This is a genomic window from Candidatus Poriferisodalis sp., assembly GCF_965204195.1.
Lineage (GTDB): Bacteria > Actinomycetota > Acidimicrobiia > Acidimicrobiales > Poriferisodalaceae > Poriferisodalis.
Map to the genome: position 1 here is coordinate 542,006 of NZ_OZ241975.1, position 16,418 is coordinate 558,423.

Sequence of the window (16,418 nt, forward strand, 5' to 3'; positions counted from 1 at the left end):
GGCCTGCCAGGGGGACACAAGGTGAGGGATAACGGCAATTTTCCAACGCGAAGTGAGCCGACGAGGCCTCATGAATCGCGTGATTTTGTGCCGGGCCGGCGCCTCAGGCCCGCCCATCGCCGTCGTCAGCCAGCGCGAGCGCTGCCGAGTTCTGCGTGAACGCGCAGACGCACAGCGAACTGGCGAGCTTCATCTGGGGCATCTGCAACCTGTTGCGCGGTCCTTACAAACGCAACGAGTACCGCAAAGTGATCCTGCCGCTCACGGTGCTGCGCCGCTTCGACTGCGTGCTGGCCGACACCAAGGACGACGTGTTGGCAGCCGCCCGGCTGCACGCCTCGCAGTCTGAGAACGTCCGCCACCAGCTCCTCGTTGCTGCGTCGCAACGGCCCTTCTACAACACTTCGCCGTTCGACTTCGCACGGCTGCTCGATGACCCGAATCAGGTCGCCGCGAACCTCAATGCCTACATCGCTGCGTACTCACCAAACGTGCGGGAGATCATCGAGCGCTTCGAATTCGAGCCCCACATCGACCGCATGGACGAGAAGGACCTGATTTTCCAGGTGGTGCAGCGCTTCGCCAGATTGGACTTGTCGCCTAAACGCGTGGACAACGTGCAGATGGGCTACGTGTTCGAGGAGCTGATCCGCATCGGCGCTGAGCAGTCCAATGAGGAAGCGGGGGAGCACTTCACACCCCGTGAGGTGATCGGCCTCATGGTGCGCCTGTTGCTGTCGCCCGAGCCCGATCTCGGCAAGAGCCATGTCGTAAAGACCATCTATGACCCAGCTTGCGGCACCGGCGGGATGCTGACCGTCGCTGAGCAGTTCCTCCGGGCGCACAACGCCGATGCGAGGCCGCACCTGTTTGGTCAGGACGTCAACGACGAGTCGTGGGCAGTGTGCAGTGCGGACATGCTCATCAAGGGAGAGAACGCGGACCGCATAGCGCTGGGCGACTCGTTCACCAAGGATGCGTATCGCCACCGCTCAGACGGCACCCCTTGGATGTTCGATTACATGCTGGCGAACCCGCCGTATGGGGTCAAGTGGGACAAGCAGAAGCAGGTCATCGAATCCGAACGCGACACGCTCGGCTTCGCGGGCCGCTTTGGCGCCGGGCTGCCGCGCATAAAGGACGGATCGCTGCTGTTCCTACAGCACATGCTGTCCAAGATGCAGCCGGTAGCCGCCGACGGCTCGGGCGGCAGCCGTATCGCAATCGTGTTCAACGCATCACCGCTGTTCACCGGCGGTGCGGGCAGCGGTGAAAGCGAGATCCGCCGCTGGATTATCGAGAATGACTGGCTCGAAGCGATCGTGGCGTTGCCGGACCAACTCTTCTACAACACCGGCATCGCCACCTACATCTGGGTGCTGACCAACAACAAGGAAGAACGCCGACGAGGCAAGGCGCAGCTCATCGATGCCCGCAACTTCTACAAGAAGATGCCCCGCAGTCTCGGCAACAAGCGCAATGAGCTGTCAGCCGACCACATCTCCGATCTGACAGCTATCCACGGCAGCTTCACCGACGGCGAGACGCGTGAACTCACCGACGAAGACCCGGTCACACACGAGTCGCGCACTCGTCCCCGAGTGGTCAGCAAGGTATTTGACAACAACGACTTCGGGTACCGCAACATCACCGTCGAACGCCCGCTGCGGCTCAACTTCGCTGCTATCCCCGAGCGCATCGTCCGCATCGAGGATGAGACGTCGTTCGTGAACCTTGCCAAGAGCCGCAAGAGCGCCGGCGAAGCCCACGACGCCGAGGTAGCCGAAGGCACAGCGCGCCAGCAGGACATTCGCAACGCGCTCGCGACTCTCGCGGAAACCACGAGTGGGGAAGTGATCAGGGATCGTGATCAGTTCCTCGTCCAACTGAGGGCTGCCGCCAATGCGCACGGCCTAAGGCTGTTGGCGCCCGAGCGTAAGGCCGTTCTCGCAGCACTCGGCGAGCGCGACCCCGAGGCCAATGCGTGCGAAGGCCGAAACGGAGACCTTGAGCCCGACGTCAGCCTGCGGGACACCGAGACCGTGCCCTTCGGGGAAGGCATCGATGCCTTTATGCAACGAGAAGTTCAGCCCCACGTCGCTGACGCATGGGTTGACCATGACAAAACCAAGATCGGCTATGAGATCCCGTTCAACCGCCATTTCTACGTCTACGAGCCGCCACGCCCCCTCGAGGTCATCGAGGCCGACCTAACGGCACTTGAAGAGGAGATTGGGCGACTCCTCGCTGAGGCCACAGCATGATGCCTCGGAACTCCTCATGCGCGGGTACAGGTACGGAGTGGCTACGCGACCATCTACCGAGGTGGGAAGCACCGCGTTTGAAGTACGTGGCGACAATCAATGACGAGAAGCTCGTGGAGGATGAAGACCCGTTACGCCCGATGACCTATGTCGATATAGGTTCAGTTGACTTGCGCTTTGGCATTGGCAAAACCAAAGAGATGGTCTTTGAAGACTCTCCATCCCGGGCGCGCCGCCTAGTGCGGGATGGAGACACGATCATCTCAACGGTAAGGACTTACCTCCGCGCGATAGCTCCGATTCGGCGACCGCCATCAGAGATGGTGGTGTCTACAGGCTTTGCGGTTGTTCGACCGACGAGTGGCGACCCCGCCTTCATGTATTGGGCCCTTCGTGAGCATGGATTCGTCGAAGCGATTGTCGCGCGATCGGTTGGCGTCAGCTATCCCGCCATCAATCCATCCGAGATCGGTACTCTTCCGCTGCCTCAGCCGCAAGTCAGCGAACAGCGTGCCATCGCTGCGTACCTTGACCGTGAGACCGCTCGTATCGACGAGTTGATCTCAAAGCAGGAGTTGCTGATCGAGCGGCTCGACGAATACCGGGCGGCGCTAATCACGCGGACTGTGACATGCGGTCTTCCCCCCGAAGCTGCAGAAGCCGCTGGGCTCGACCCGACACCGCGTCTCCAAGACTCTGGTGTCGAGTGGCTCGGGCAAGTGCCGAGTCACTGGTCGATAGCCCGCCTCAAGTGGTCAGCCGAGTATTGGATCAACGGGGTCTGGGGCGACGAACCAGACGGAACGGATGATCTCTTGTGCGTTCGCGTCGCTGATTTTGACCGGCGCTCATCCCGCATCTCGTTCGATACTCCGACCTACAGGCACGTCCCAGAGTCTCAGCGCGGAAACCGCATGCTGAACGCAGGCGACCTGCTATTGGAAAAATCAGGCGGTGGCCCCAAGCAGCTCGTGGGTTGCGTCGTTCTCTACGACCATGAGCTGCCGGCCGTGTGTTCGAACTTCGTCGGCCGCGTGGTACTTGCCGACGGTGCTGACCCAACCTTTTGGGCCTATGTCCACAAGGCGCTGTACGCAGGCAGGCTGAACTACCCGGCCATCAAGCAGACGACAGGCATCCAGAATCTGGATGCGTCGGCGTATTTTGATTTGCTCGTCGCGCATCCCCCGTTCACGGAGCAGAGGGCAATCGCTGACTACCTCGACTCTCAATCGACGCGCATAGACGCCCTCCGGGAGAAGGCTGAGGTTTCGATCGAGCGTCTGTCCGAGTATCGCTCGGCTCTGATTTCGGCGGCGGTAACGGGCAAGATCGATGTGCGGGGCGCTGCCCAGGCCGATTCTGGGGCGGGCGTCTGATGTCCACTCAAACAACTGAGCATGCATTCGAGTCGAATGTGGGGTCGATGCTTGCCGAGGCGGGATGGGTATCGGTGGAGCCCGGCGAGTGGGACGTGGACCGGGCGCTATTCCCCGATCGGGCGCTGTCCTTCATCCGTTCCACGCAGCCCGAACTCTGGGAGTCTGCTGAGAAGACCCACGGTGCCGAAGTTGAGCACCGCATTGTCGAGCGGTTGTGCAAGGAACTCGACATGAAGGGCACCTTGGAGGTGCTGCGTCACGGGTTCAAGTTCGTGGGCAAATCCTTCCGGCTGGCGTACTTCAAGCCGGCGCACGGCCTCAACCCGGATTCGCTCGCACAGTTCGGCAGCAACGAGTTGACGGTCACTCGACAAGCCCGCTGTCATCCGGGCAAGAGCCACACGGTGGACCTGCTGTTCGCGCTCAACGGATTGCCGGTGGCGACGTGCGAGCTGAAGAACCCGATGACGGGCCAGACGTGGCAGCACGCGGTCAGCCAATACCGCACAGATCGGGAGCCGAGTGCGCCGCTGTTCCGTTTCGGCAAGCGGGCCCTCGTGCACTTCGCTGCGGATCCCGACGAGGTACACATGACGACACGGCTCGCCAAGGGCGACACCCGGTTCTTGCCGTTCAATCGTGGCAGCGCTCCCGGGCACGTGCAGTGCGGCAAGGGCAATCCGGCTCATCCGTCGGGATATCGCACCGGGTACTTCTGGAGCGAGGTGCTGGGGCGGGATCGGTTCCTCGACATTCTCGGCTCGTACATGTTCACCGAGCGTCGCGAAGAGAAGGTCGTCGACAAGAAGGGCACACGCACCAAGACGAGCGAAACGCTGGTGTTCCCCCGCTACCACCAGCTCGATTCGGTGAACCTGCTCGTGGAGTCGGTCCGCACAGAGGGTGCCGGCCGCAACTACCTGGTGCAGCATTCGGCGGGCAGCGGCAAGACGAACTCGATCTCGTGGCTGGCGCACCGCCTGTCGAGCCTGCACACCGACAGCGATGACAAGGTCTTCGACTGTGTGCTGGTCATCACTGACCGGCGGGTGCTCGACGCCCAGTTGCAGGATGCGATCTACCAGATCGAGCACACACAGGGGGTGGTGCAGGCCATCGATGAGGATTCCCACCAGCTCGCCCAGGCGTTGGTCGATGGCACCAAGATCGTCATCACTACCTTGCAGAAGTTCCCCTTCGTGATGGGCAACCTGTATCGCCTCGCCGGCGCCGAATCGCCCGACGCCCCTAGCGCGGCGGAGAGCGCGAAAGCTGGCGAATGGGCTCAAGAGCTCGCGTCGCGGCGCTACGCGATCATCGTGGACGAAGCGCACTCGAGCCAAACTGGCGACACAGCTCTCAAGATGAAGGAGCTCTTGGGGGCAGGCTCGCTCGCAGGCAGCGATGACGATTCCGATGACTGGCAGGACAGCCTGAACGCCGTCGTCGAGTCACGCGGTCCGCAGGAGAATCTGAGCTTCTTCGCGTTCACTGCGACGCCGAAGGGCAAGACGATCGAGCTGTTCGGCCGTCCAGACGCGGACGGCATGCCGGTGCCGTTCCACACCTACAGCATGCGCCAGGCCATTGAGGAGGGCTTCATCCTCCACGTGCTCGACAACTACACCGACTACGACACGTACTTCAAGCTCGTCAACACCGCCGAGAACGATCCCGATTTTCCCAAGCGCCAGACCGCCACCAAGCTGTCGAAGTTCGTCACGCTGCACGAGCACAACCTGTCCCAGAAGACCGAGATCATCGTCGAGCACTTCCGCAACCAGGTGATGCACGCCATGGGCGGACGCGCCAAGGCCATGGTGGTGGCCTCGTCGCGGCTGCATGCCGTGCGCTACATGAACGCGTTCGGCGACTACATCGATGCCCGCGGCTACGACGATGTGCGACCGCTGGTGGCGTTCAGCGGCACCGTCGTCGACCCCGACACGGGTGGCGAGTACACCGAGCCGAAGATGAACACCGACATCGTCACCGGCAAACCGATCAGCGAATCGGCGTTGCCTGGGCGGTTCGCCTCGCCCGACTACCAGATCCTGCTCGTGGCCGAGAAGTACCAAACCGGTTTCGATCAGCCGCTGCTGCAGGCGATGTACGTCGATAAGCCCCTGTCGGGCGTGCATGCCGTGCAGACCTTGTCGCGGCTCAACCGGATCGCCGCCGGCAAGCAGCCGCCTTTCGTGCTGGATTTTCGGAACTCCCCAGCCGACATCGCCGCGGCGTTCGCTCCCTACTACGGCGTCACCAAATTGGAGGAGCAGTCCGACCCATATCAGCTCGACAGCCTCGCCTACGAGCTGAACGGGGTGCAGGTGTACATGCAGGCCGAAGTCGACGACTTTGCTTCGGTGTTCTACCTGCCCCAGCACAAGCAGAGCCCCGGCGACCATGCCCGCATCGAGGCCATCCAGCAGCCTGCGGTCGATCGCTTCAAGGCGCTTGACGAAGAGGCCCAAGAAGCGTTCCGCGACCGGCTCACCGCTTACGTGCGTCTGTACATGTTCTTGAGCCAGATCATCCCCTATGGCGACAGTGAGCTCGAACGGCTCTACTCGTTCGGACGGAAGCTGCTGCCGAAGCTGCCCACCGGCGATGGCCCCGAACCGGTCCACCTCGGCGACGACGTGGAGCTGGAGTACTACCGCATCCAAAAGATCTCCAGCGGAGCGATCAGCCTCGATGACGGCGATGCCACCGTGGTCAGCCCCTCAGCCGTCGGCACCGGCAAGACCGAAGAGGACAAAGAACCCTTGTCACAGATCATCGACCGCCTCAACCAGCAGTTCGGCACCAACTTCGATGAGAGCGACCGCCTGTTCCTCGAACAGGTTCAGAATGACGCCCTGCAGGCGGACGAGATGCTCGCCACAGCCCGGGCGAACGACATCGACAAGTTCATCCTCGCCGAACGCCAGCACCTCCGGGACCTGATGCTCCGGCGGCTCACCGGCAATGACAAGTTCGTCAACCGCTGCCTCGACGAGAAGGACTTCGGCGAGATCGTCGAGGTCGGCCTCCTCAACGAAATCTTCGCTACCGTCCACGCTGGCCAATCGAGAGGTCATCGGCGACAGCCCAACGACCCTGCTGCCGATGCCGATTCAATGGCAGGCTGGATCTAGTAGCTACCAATGGCGGAACCGACACGGTGGCGGGTGTTCGTGTCCTCTGTGGCGCGCGGTGAATTCCGCGAGTACCGCCGGGCGGCGAAGGAGGCCATCGAGGCACTCGGGCACGAACCAGTCGTAATGGAGATCACCGAGCCGTCGTTGGTAGCGACCCCCCAAGAGGCGTGCCTTGAGGCCGTCGCTGACTGTGACGTATTCGTTCTCCTTCTTGGCAGGCGCTATGGGGACGAATCGTCGGGGAAGTCGCCCACGCACCAGGAGTGGGAACGCGCAAGGGAGCTTGGAAAGCCGATCTTGGTCTTCAAGGAGGAGGTCGATGCTTCCGAGGTCGAAGAGCGCCAAGCAAAGTTCATTGCAGAGGTCAGCGACTTCGAGAGTGGGAGCTTTCGCACTGGTTTCTCAACCGCGCGAGAAGTCTTGCGCGAGGTCGTTCGTGCGCTGCATCGTTTCTCGGCATCACTGGTGGCAAACACGACATCGGAACCGACGGCTGGACTGCCTTCCAATTGCGGCAATCGGATCGAACACCTTCGGGCAACGAGCCCTGCGACCGCGTCGAAGCTGACGGAGCTGCTGTCCGCGCCATCCGCTAGGCAAGCCGGAGCGCTTGCCCGCATGGTTGCGGAGCCGCCTGAGTGGTTGCGCGAAGCAGGCTTCGCTGCTTGGGAGGTGCTGGCCGACTTCCTCGATGCTTATGGACTAGACGGAGCTGCGAGTGCGCGGCAACGAGCAATCGACCTCGGTTCGCCTAGCTCAGTTGTGCATCTGGCGCACTTGGCGGGTGCCGCCATGGAAGACGGTGACGCTGCAGCGGCCGAGGAATTCGTTGCCTCCATGCCGCAGGACCATCCCTTAACACCGGTGATGCGGGCGGTCATTGACAGTAGTCCAGGCGAGGTGGTCGAACTGGTGTCGGAATCTGGACTGCATGAGTCCGACGACGAAGACGAAGCGCTGCATTGCGTTGTTGTCTTGATGTGGGCCTATGTTCAGCTTGAGCAGTTCGACGCTGGCCGCGAGATGCTCCGAAGCGCTAACGGACGCTTCCTTGGTCGCGGATCGCTGGTGTTCCACCAGGCACTCATGACCGCACTCCTAGCTGACCAAACGGGGGTCGATGTCGCTGCCAGTAATGCTCTCTTCGTCGAGGTAATCGACGAGTCGCTGCAGGCCCGTGACCTGTTGCGAGCTTGGCAGGGACCGTCGCATAGAGCGGTCGCCCTGGCGATGAAGGCATGTCTTGCCTTGGGTGACCCCCAGCGCGCGATCGAGATCGGAGCTACGGGGCCTGATGGCAGCGCTCTAGTGCGGGAGTCCGAGTTTTCAGATGTTCAAGTGCTGCTGGTACAAGCCTGGCTCATGCTGGGGCAACCCGAGCGAATCGACACCTTGGACCTTCGGACTATCGAGGAGCCTGATGCGGCCTACATCCGTGCCATGCAAGCACAAGCCGTGGGCGATCGAACTGCGCCCGCCAGAATGCGCCAGGCCGTCGATCAGGCTCGTGACGAGGAAGCCCTCAGGCGGGCGCTGCTCGGGTTGGCCTTCTGCGGCCAAACAGACGAGGAACGGGCCGCGGCCCTTCCTGCAGAGGAAACGGCATTCTTGCGGGCCCTTGCAGCATCCATGCGCGGAGACCATGACATCGTGCTTCGCGAGCTGGCCCCGTACTGCTTTGATTCCGCGTTGCATGCCGACCAGTTCGCGCGAGCGCAGTTTGCGACAGGACACCCAGAGGAAGCGGCGGCAACACTCATGGATGCCGCCGAACACCTCGGCGCTGTATCGCTCCGGATCACCGCGGCAGAAATTCACCTGGATCAAGGACAACTTGACAGAGCCGAGGAACTTGCACAAGAGGCATCCGCGGCGCTCCCAAGAGGGTCGCACAAACACCGTGCGCAACGTCTGTTGGTGCACATTGCGCAACGACACGAAGACTGGCGGACCATGGAAGCTCGTGCATTGGCTTGGGTGGATGAGTCCCCAGACGACACCGAGGCTCATTGGGCAGTCGTTTATGCGATGCACCATCAGGTTCTCAACAGACAAGCGTGGGCCTATATAACTGCACACAGTCTGATACCGGCTGATGAACAGGAGGCTGCGCTCTCAATTGTTGTAGCGAACACAGCCGACATGGTCCGACAAGACGTAGACAGTGTGCTTGACCTCGGTGAGCAGTTCCGTGACTCGGAGCAAGTGGTGGGTATTGCTCTGATGGCGATACAGATGCAGGGAGAGAGCCTGGAACTTGACGGCAAACAGCAACGACGTTTTGTCGAGTTGCGCGACGAATTCGTGACGCGTTATCCCGACAGCTCTCTACTGCAGCGAGATTCGTCTGATACCGAGGAAGAGTTCATTACAGCCATGCGTCAAGCCGCACGCAATAGAGCGACCTACCAGCATGAGGCACGGCAGCGGGTCAGGTACGGCGAGGTACCGTATGGTTTACTGCTCAGTGCATACGATGCACCATACGCAGACATACTGCTCTCGCGCGCCGCTAACGACATTACGTCAATACCAGTCAACTGGGAAGAAAGACTCCAAGAATGCCGAGTCGCAAGTGAAGCACTTCGAGGCCATGTAGTCGCTGACACGAGCATTGCGGTTCTCGGCGTATTGGCAGAGTTCGATGTCTCCCGAGTATCCGGTGCATTTGTACGTGTTCTCATTCCGGATGAGTTGATATACGATGCTCGCTTGGCATTCGATTTCTCACGCCGAGAAGCGATAGGCACACTTGTTCATGATCTCGGCACAGGGCAAGCTATCTTGCACGAATTCAGTGACGATGAGCGCCGTGCGATTAGAGATCGAGCAAGTGCACTTGTTGACCGAATGGAACGCTGGCAAATTGTCACGAGCAGTAGGATCCGGCCCGCTGACTACGAGGGGAACGATGAGTTTCGGCCGTGGGATGCATCCATTCGGCTCGCACTTGAACGCCAAGTCCCTCTGTGGTGCGATGATCTGGCCCTTCGTCGGCTTGCACGAAGCCAAGGAATCCCAGCCTTTGGTACTTGGGCCCTATACGAGGTACTGGCGACGAAGTCAGATTGGTCTTGGCTCCCGACTATTCGACAACTTCAAATTCAACTACTACGAGCTCGCGCCGCTGACGTTCCGATTTCTGTAGCTGAACTAGTCAAGACTGCTCAAGACGACGATGGCTCGGATGAGGCGCTCGCTATCCTGCTGCAGAGGCCCATCCAATGGCAGCAAGACGAGATCAACACACTAGGCTGGTACCTGATCAGGATCAAAACACACGCGGAGTCATCTCACACCGAGAGAATGTGTGCGCTTCTCTATTCGGCTTGCATTGGTAGAGGCGTTGCTAAAGACGAGTCCGAACGAGTGAATAGTATCGGAGATATCGTTGCTTCTACGATTTCGTGCGTTAACGATCCCGAGGCCGTGCCACGACTGCTCGATGCCGGGCGCCAAGCTTCGAACGTGCTGGCTCTCGGTGATGGTCCCGACCCATTAGAGAGCGCCGTCCGTAATCTCCTTCGTGCTAGCGACCCAGGGCGCTCCGAATCAGAGGTTGTCCGGGGCATCGAGGAGCTGTTTTCGCAAGTGGATGCCGACGATAGGCAGATCGTCTCTCAGATTCTCGTGGATGCACGCTGACGAGGACTCAATTGTGGATCCAGCTGGCCTGATCCCAAGTCAGGGATCCCTGTCAGCGCCGCGATGGCGGAACGCAATCTCAATCTTGGTGCAGGCGGCGGCGCTGATATCGGCTTGCGGGCTGTCCGCTGCTCCGCAGGCAACTCCAACAGCGGATCCAGTTGAGGCCGCTGTGAGCAGTATTTCGAGTGGCCCCTCAAGTGAAGGGGCTGCGACGGAGGCACAGATTGGGATTGGGCCGGAGGGTAAAGGAACCGGTGGCCCATCCGCAGCGAGCACTCGGTCCACGCTGGCGGCGTCATCTTCTGACGGCGTCGGCACCGCAGCTGAGAGCGCAGCGCCGCCTACGGCCCCGCAGATTGAGTCTCCACCAAGAGATGACGAAGTCGCCGGGAAGCAAGCGCCCGAAGCGGAGGCACCGCACGCGGGGTCACGCGTCGACGGCGAAGAGGCAGAGCAGCGAGCTGCTGATGAGTCGCCGATGAGAGACGCAGAGGGCTCAGCGCAGGCGGAGGAGATAGCTCGTCAGGCCCGTGAGATGGACCTTGCTCGCTGCCGCGAGATCACCACGGGAGCGAATCTCGTCATACAGAACCACCTATCTGTTGAGCGATCCAACATAGAGACTGACATGCTGAGTGCTGTTCGGCAGGACCACGCAGCGGTCGCCGCCGGCTACACGCGCACCATTCTCGGGCTCTACGACCAAATCGCGGCCGCTGAGCGGGTGATCGAGTCAGAAGCCTGTGAGCAAGTGATGAGCGATGGGACCCTGCAAGCCTGGGTCAGCAGTCGCGACGCGGCAGCGGCAAGGCTCGAGGAACTAAAGACAGGCTGCCGGAGCTATTTCCATGAGCCAGTGTTGCTGCGCACCGCGACCCTGCCGCCAGCTTGCGAGTAACTCAGCAACTGCTGCACTCGCCCGCGCTGTCGTCGCTCACCAAGGATGCTTAGGGGACAGTGAAGCTCATCGCCGGCCCGCATCACGCGCACGCAACCCCCGCGAGACCACACCTAGGCGGAAGTCACCGTGATGACGCGGCCGCGCGGTCGGTAGCCTCGCGTCTTCCAGAGAACTACACCATTGTGATTAGGAGTAGGAATGGGTACACCTCGGGACACCTACAAGTATCGGTTCATCAGCACTAACGGACGGATCAAGCACTCAGGGATCACGAACGACCTCAAGCGGCGCGAGTCTGAGCTCCGGCGTCAATATGGGTCAGGTCGCGTCGAACAGGTCGGCAACCGAACCACAAGAGAGGCCGCGAAGCGGTGGGAGGAGGGCAGACCTACGGCGGGCCGCGCAGGTCCGTAGCTTGCATCGCCCCGCTGCGCTGACGATCTCGTGGAGGATCGAGGCAGAGACCCTCGGGCGCCTGGGAAGGACCGAGGCACCGTCTTCCGTTCATCCGACGAAAGCTGATGCGGCGGGCCGTTCTGAGCTGACCGAGGTCGACGTGAGCGAACTGGGACTGTTGACCCGCTCAGTGGCGTAACTCACGTATTGCCGATCCGTAGCGAGAATTCCGAGATGCCCGGTGCCCCTCCAATGCGGAAGGAACGACATTGCTAGCACTGAACGACCGGTATGAGGTCAAGGCCAGACTCCTCCCGGCACTGCTGGCGACCTCACCAGCTGCCATCGCCTTGGCGGCTATCGGTGTCGAGTTCTTGGACTGGTATGCGGTGATTTTGCTAGAAGGCGGCTGGGCCGTCGTGTGTGGCACCGGCTTGATGTATTTTTCCGCGATAGCGGGTACGAACTACGAACGAAAACTATTCCGTAACTGGCCGTACGATCTGCCGACACATCAGTGGCTCCGACCCGATGGACCACGCCTCTCGTCCCAACAACGAAACAACTATTATCGGTTGATCCGAGGTACGGTAAATCTCGACATCCAAGCCGTAGTTAGCTCATCCGATCCAGCGGAACTAGATCACACCATCGATGACGCCGTTCGTGCTCTGCGCCATCGATTCCGATCATCACCCGGCAATGGCCTCTTAGTGAAACATAATGAAGACTACGGTTTCGTCCGGAATCTTGCCGCGCTCCATTGGGTTTGGCTGACTACAGGCTTTGGATCGTGTTGCACAACTTGGATTCTGTATGTAGTAGAGGACGTCCATCTGCTATGGCCGGTGCTCGCATCGATTGTTGCGGTATTGGCAGTAGCGGCAGCTATTCGGAGAAGCTCATATGTGCTGCGTTATGCCGACCGGTATGCAGAGAGTTTTTTCGCCGCCTTGTCGCAAGAAGGCCACTAACTGCACAGTCTGTTCATTACACCAATTGGGAGGGAGCTATGGCCACAATACACTTCTTGAACGTCAAAGAGGGTGACTGCTCCGTAATACGGCACAATTCTGAACGCATTACAGTGATCGATGTATGCAACGCAGAACCACCTGATACGGGCGGCGTAGATCAGGCCTTGAGCGGCTTGACAAGTCAACGCGGCACGCTAGGCAACTTCGGGCAGAAAAAACACCCCGTGAATCCCGTTGACTACATGCGAAATCATGATGTTGATGGCATCTTCAGATATATACAAACTCACCCAGATATGGATCATATGGACGGCATACGGCATCTGTTCGATGCCTTTTCTCCGCTGAACTTTTGGGATACAGACAACAATAAGGAAATGGATTCCTCATCGTGGCAAGGCTCCCCATACGATGAAGCAGATTGGAAGTTTTACAAGAACCTCCGGGACACGAAACCGACTGCGAATCCGAAGCGGTTGGTGAACCTCTCGGGTGACAAAGGGAAATACTGGAACGAAGCGGAAGATGGCCGATGGCATGACGGGCTTCATATTTTGGCGCCAACGGAGGAGCTGGTGAACTCCGCGAATGAGAGCGCTAGTGACTACAACGACTGCTCGTATGTGTTGCTATATCGAACAGCAAATAACAAGATAGTGTTCGGTGGTGACTCGCATGACGCCACATGGGAGCACATCTTGGAGAGACACGAAGACTCGGTCACAAATGTCGACTTGCTGATTGCTCCTCACCATGGTCGTGATTCCGGGCGATCGTACGACTTCTTGGACATTCTGCAACCAACCCTCACCTTTTTTGGCAACGCACGCTCCGAGCATCTTGCATACGATGCATGGTCTCGACGTGGACTTCCAATAGTCACTAACAATCAAGCGAATTGCATGGTCGTAGATGCAGGTACCTCGCCAATGACATTGTATGTGACGAACGAAACATTTGCCAAGTCGAAAAATTCGTTGTCTACGTGGAGCAGTCGCTACCAAGCCTGGTATGTTGGGCCCATAGATTCGATTTGACAAAGGGAATCTAATGGTGGCCGAAGTGCCGCAGTTAGGTCTAGGCTGCCCCGGTTCCTGAAGCTACGGTGACGCGAAGACACGGTGATTTTGGCGTTTGCCAATCAGTGTTGCTCACGGAAATTGGCGCCATGAATTCATTTGGACAACGCGACTCTTTGCCGGGCCGAGTTCTAGAGCCAGCTCGCAGTCTATGGCCCTCAACTCGCTGATATGACGGTCGAGAATCAGGCGGTCGGGGGTGTCGGTTGCCAAGCCGAGAAGTAGTAGGAGGGAGTCAGTCGTTGGGTTCATCAATTTGTTCGGGCCGGAAGTACTTGGCGCGGATCAGCTGGTTGACCATGCGTTGGACGTTGGCCGGGTATCTCGCGTCGATGCCGCCCGTGCGCCCGTGGGCAATGTCGTTCCTGTAGTTCGCTAGGAGCAGATCCACCTGCCGGCAGCAGATCATCAGCGTCGGTACAGCAGCTGCTCGTCCATCTCGAGGAGGCCGGCTTCGGCGGCGCCCCCCGGTATCTCGGTACCGAGCCTGACGGGTCGATGGTGCTCAGCTGGGTCGAGGGGTGGGTGCCCGCCGATGCCGAGTGCTGGCGGCTGGGCACAGGCGAGCTGGCCTCGGTGGGGGAGCTGCTGGGGTCCTATCACGACTGCGTCGCGCGGTTCGCCCCGGGCTCGGGCTTCGCTGAGGGCCCCCAGGCGGTGGGGCCGGGACAGGTGGTGTGCCACGGCGACATCGCTGCGCGCAACACGGTGTTCGCCGGCGGGCGGGCGGTGGCGTTCATCGATTGGGACGGGATCTTCGTGGCGTCGCCGATGTGGGACCTCGCGCACGCCGTGTGGCAGTTCGCGCCGGTGTGCGGCGATGCGGATCGGTGGTTGGAGGGCTGGCCCGGCGCGCCTGATCGGTCGGCGCGCATAGCGGCGTTGGTGGGCGGCTACGGGCTGGGCGCCGGCAGGGCCTCGTTCACTGCGCGTCGAACCCAGGATGACACTGAGCGATCCTCGGCTGCGGCGACTGCTCTGATCTGTTCGAGCACACTCGGCGGGAAGCGCACGGCAATCGGATCAGACAGCCTCGGTGTGCGTCGTTGCGCTGGTCCTTGGGGACGCAGGTTTTCTGGTTGGCCGTAGAACTCGAATTCCTCGGCGGGGGTCATGCGCTCAGCGCTCATCGGTCCTCCATGTATAGGGAGACGAGTTGCGAAGGTGCCTCATAGCAACCGATCGGTCGGCACCGCGTCGGGTCGCCCGAGTCCGATGGTGCGAGGGGGACCACGAGCACGACTCCGCTGACTTCGGAGACCATGAGCCAGTGCGCCGGCGGGGTTGCAGGGTAGAAGAGCGGGTCGCTTTGCCAGACGTCGATGATGTCGGGTACGCCGAGCGCGCTGTGCTTGAACAGGTGCGGCAGCTGGTCGGTGATTTCGAATGGGTCATCGTCGTCGAGGAGATCCAGGTCGAACGGGCTCTCCACAGAGATGATTGTATTACAACCGAATACAGAGTGGGCGCAGATAGAGGCTCGGCCAATTGACGTCGACGCCTCGGTCCAGCGTCGCGCGGTTTGCTGCGGGCTCGGGCTTCGCCGAGGGCTCCCCGACGGTGGGGTCGGGGCAGGCGCTGTGCCTCGGTGACGTCGCCCCGCGCAACAGCGTGTCCGGCTGTCATACGCTGGGCCACATGGCTCGGAGGGAGGTCATCGGCGGCACGACGGCTCGACGCCGAAGAATCGAACGCCGCTCGGAACTTGTCGACGCCCAAGAAGGTGTCGTCAGCCCCGACAGCGATGCCGAGACTGCCAGGGCCGACCTGGAGCGCGAGAAGGACACGTTCCTTCGGGCTGGCTGCATACAAGCGGGCTTCTGAACGCAGCGGCGCCGGCTTCTTTGGCGTGAGTTCGCTCGTTAGCGTCCTCACCGATGCAGGACAGTCCCGGCCCTAACCCAGACACCACGCCCGAACCGGAGGCGCTGGCCGGTCGTGTCACTGAGTTCGTCAGGGTCGGTGACACGGTGCGGCGTCCTGCGACCGAGTCGTCGGCGTCGGTGCGGGAGTTGCTCGTCCATCTCGAGGAGGCCGGCTTCGGCGGCGCTCCCCGGTACCTCGGTACCGAGCCTGACGGGTCGATGGTGCTCAGCTGGGTCGAGGGGTGGGTGCCGGCCGATGCCGAGTGCTGGCAGCTGGGCACAGGCGAGCTGGCGTCGGTGGGGGAGCTGCTGGGGTCCTATCACGACTGCGTCGCGGGGTTCGCTGCGGGCTCGGGCTTCGCCGAGGGCCCCCAGGCGGTGGGGCCCGGACAGGTGGTGTGCCACGGCGACATCGCTGCGCGCAACACGGTGTTCGCCGGCGGGCGGGCAGTGGCGTTCATCGACTGGGACGCGATCTTCGTGGCGTCGCCGATGTGGGACCTCGCGCACGCCGTGTGGCAGTTCGCGCCGGTGTGCGGCGATGCGGATCGATGGTTGGACCGCTGGCCCAGCGCGCCTGATCGGTCGGCGCGCATAGCGGCGTTGGTGGGCGGCTACGGGCTGGGCGCCGGGCGGGCCGATGAGCTCGCCGACATGGTGGCCGAGGTGATCGCTACCGGACAGCTCTGCCTGCTCATCGACCACGCCGCCCGCCGACGGCTGTAACGACCGGAATAACTATCGAGCCCCGTGTCCGGAAGTC

12 protein-coding genes and 1 pseudogene are annotated in these 16,418 nt (G+C 61.1%); 10 read left to right on the top strand and 3 right to left on the bottom strand.

Annotation, left to right across the window (positions count from 1 at the left end):
* Positions 1-155 precede the first annotated feature (155 nt).
* The 7 genes from ACOGI8_RS02390 (at position 156) to ACOGI8_RS02420 (ending at position 13,748) form a co-directional block, all read left to right on the top strand.
* The gene (locus ACOGI8_RS02390) at positions 156-2,264 is read left to right on the top strand and encodes a type I restriction-modification system subunit M (protein ID WP_419855296.1); all 2,109 of its coding nucleotides are present in this window, start codon (positions 156-158) and stop codon (positions 2,262-2,264) included.
* A gap of 113 nt (positions 2,265-2,377) precedes the next feature.
* Positions 2,378-3,643 carry a hypothetical protein gene (locus tag ACOGI8_RS02395; RefSeq protein ID WP_419855297.1) on the top strand — a complete coding sequence of 422 codons (1,266 nt, stop codon included), beginning with the start codon at positions 2,378-2,380 and terminating at the stop codon, positions 3,641-3,643.
* A complete protein-coding gene (locus ACOGI8_RS02400) occupies positions 3,643-6,786 on the top strand; it encodes a type I restriction endonuclease subunit R (RefSeq protein WP_419855298.1) in 3,144 nt (1,047 codons plus the stop codon). The genes ACOGI8_RS02395 and ACOGI8_RS02400 overlap by 1 nt, the downstream gene beginning before the upstream one ends.
* 9 nt (positions 6,787-6,795) lie before the next feature.
* Positions 6,796-10,434 carry a DUF4062 domain-containing protein gene (locus ACOGI8_RS02405; protein WP_419855299.1) on the top strand — a complete coding sequence of 1,213 codons (3,639 nt, stop codon included), beginning with the start codon at positions 6,796-6,798 and terminating at the stop codon, positions 10,432-10,434.
* Positions 10,435-10,915: 481 nt separating this feature from the next.
* The gene (locus ACOGI8_RS02410; RefSeq protein WP_419855300.1) at positions 10,916-11,335 is read left to right on the top strand and encodes a hypothetical protein; all 420 of its coding nucleotides are present in this window, start codon (positions 10,916-10,918) and stop codon (positions 11,333-11,335) included.
* Between the two features lie 668 nt (positions 11,336-12,003).
* Entirely contained in the window at positions 12,004-12,708 is a 705-nt protein-coding gene (locus tag ACOGI8_RS02415; protein ID WP_419855301.1) for a hypothetical protein, read from the top strand.
* 56 nt (positions 12,709-12,764) lie between these two features.
* Positions 12,765-13,748, top strand: a complete 984-nt coding sequence (locus ACOGI8_RS02420) for a ComEC/Rec2 family competence protein (protein WP_419855302.1) — start codon at positions 12,765-12,767, stop codon at positions 13,746-13,748.
* 277 nt (positions 13,749-14,025) lie between these two features.
* On the opposite strand, the gene ACOGI8_RS02425 is transcribed toward ACOGI8_RS02420, so the two are convergent.
* A complete protein-coding gene (locus ACOGI8_RS02425; RefSeq protein ID WP_419855303.1) occupies positions 14,026-14,181 on the bottom strand; it encodes a hypothetical protein in 156 nt (51 codons plus the stop codon).
* Between the two features lie 107 nt (positions 14,182-14,288).
* Here ACOGI8_RS02425 and ACOGI8_RS02430 point away from each other — a divergent pair.
* A pseudogene (locus ACOGI8_RS02430) lies at positions 14,289-14,624 on the top strand (phosphotransferase); the annotation flags it as partial.
* Positions 14,625-14,683: 59 nt separating this feature from the next.
* On the opposite strand, the gene ACOGI8_RS02435 reads toward ACOGI8_RS02430, so the two are convergent.
* Positions 14,684-14,920 carry an Arc family DNA-binding protein gene (locus tag ACOGI8_RS02435; RefSeq protein ID WP_419855304.1) on the bottom strand — a complete coding sequence of 79 codons (237 nt, stop codon included), beginning with the start codon at positions 14,918-14,920 and terminating at the stop codon, positions 14,684-14,686.
* Complete coding sequence (locus tag ACOGI8_RS02440) at positions 14,917-15,222, bottom strand: hypothetical protein (protein ID WP_419855305.1); 306 nt, start codon at positions 15,220-15,222, stop codon at positions 14,917-14,919. Before ACOGI8_RS02440 ends, ACOGI8_RS02435 begins: the two co-directional genes overlap by 4 nt.
* Before the next feature lie 206 nt (positions 15,223-15,428).
* Between ACOGI8_RS02440 and ACOGI8_RS02445 the strand changes: the two genes are divergently transcribed.
* Positions 15,429-15,614 carry a hypothetical protein gene (locus tag ACOGI8_RS02445; RefSeq protein WP_419855306.1) on the top strand — a complete coding sequence of 62 codons (186 nt, stop codon included), beginning with the start codon at positions 15,429-15,431 and terminating at the stop codon, positions 15,612-15,614.
* A gap of 53 nt (positions 15,615-15,667) precedes the next feature.
* The gene (locus ACOGI8_RS02450; protein WP_419855307.1) at positions 15,668-16,381 is read left to right on the top strand and encodes a phosphotransferase; all 714 of its coding nucleotides are present in this window, start codon (positions 15,668-15,670) and stop codon (positions 16,379-16,381) included.
* The last annotated feature ends 37 nt before the right edge of the window (positions 16,382-16,418 follow it).

Excerpts from the sequence above, each read along its gene's own strand:
- ACOGI8_RS02400 (WP_419855298.1), top strand. The coding sequence starts at position 3,643 with ATGTCCACTCAAACAACTGAGCATGCATTCGAGTCGAATGTGGGGTCG.
- ACOGI8_RS02405 (WP_419855299.1), top strand. The coding sequence starts at position 6,796 with ATGGCGGAACCGACACGGTGGCGGGTGTTCGTGTCCTCTGTGGCGCGC.
- ACOGI8_RS02410 (WP_419855300.1), top strand. The coding sequence starts at position 10,916 with ATGAGAGACGCAGAGGGCTCAGCGCAGGCGGAGGAGATAGCTCGTCAG.
- ACOGI8_RS02435 (WP_419855304.1), bottom strand. The coding sequence starts at position 14,920 with ATGAGCGCTGAGCGCATGACCCCCGCCGAGGAATTCGAGTTCTACGGC.
- ACOGI8_RS02445 (WP_419855306.1), top strand. The coding sequence starts at position 15,429 with ATGGCTCGGAGGGAGGTCATCGGCGGCACGACGGCTCGACGCCGAAGA.
- ACOGI8_RS02450 (WP_419855307.1), top strand. The coding sequence starts at position 15,668 with ATGCAGGACAGTCCCGGCCCTAACCCAGACACCACGCCCGAACCGGAG.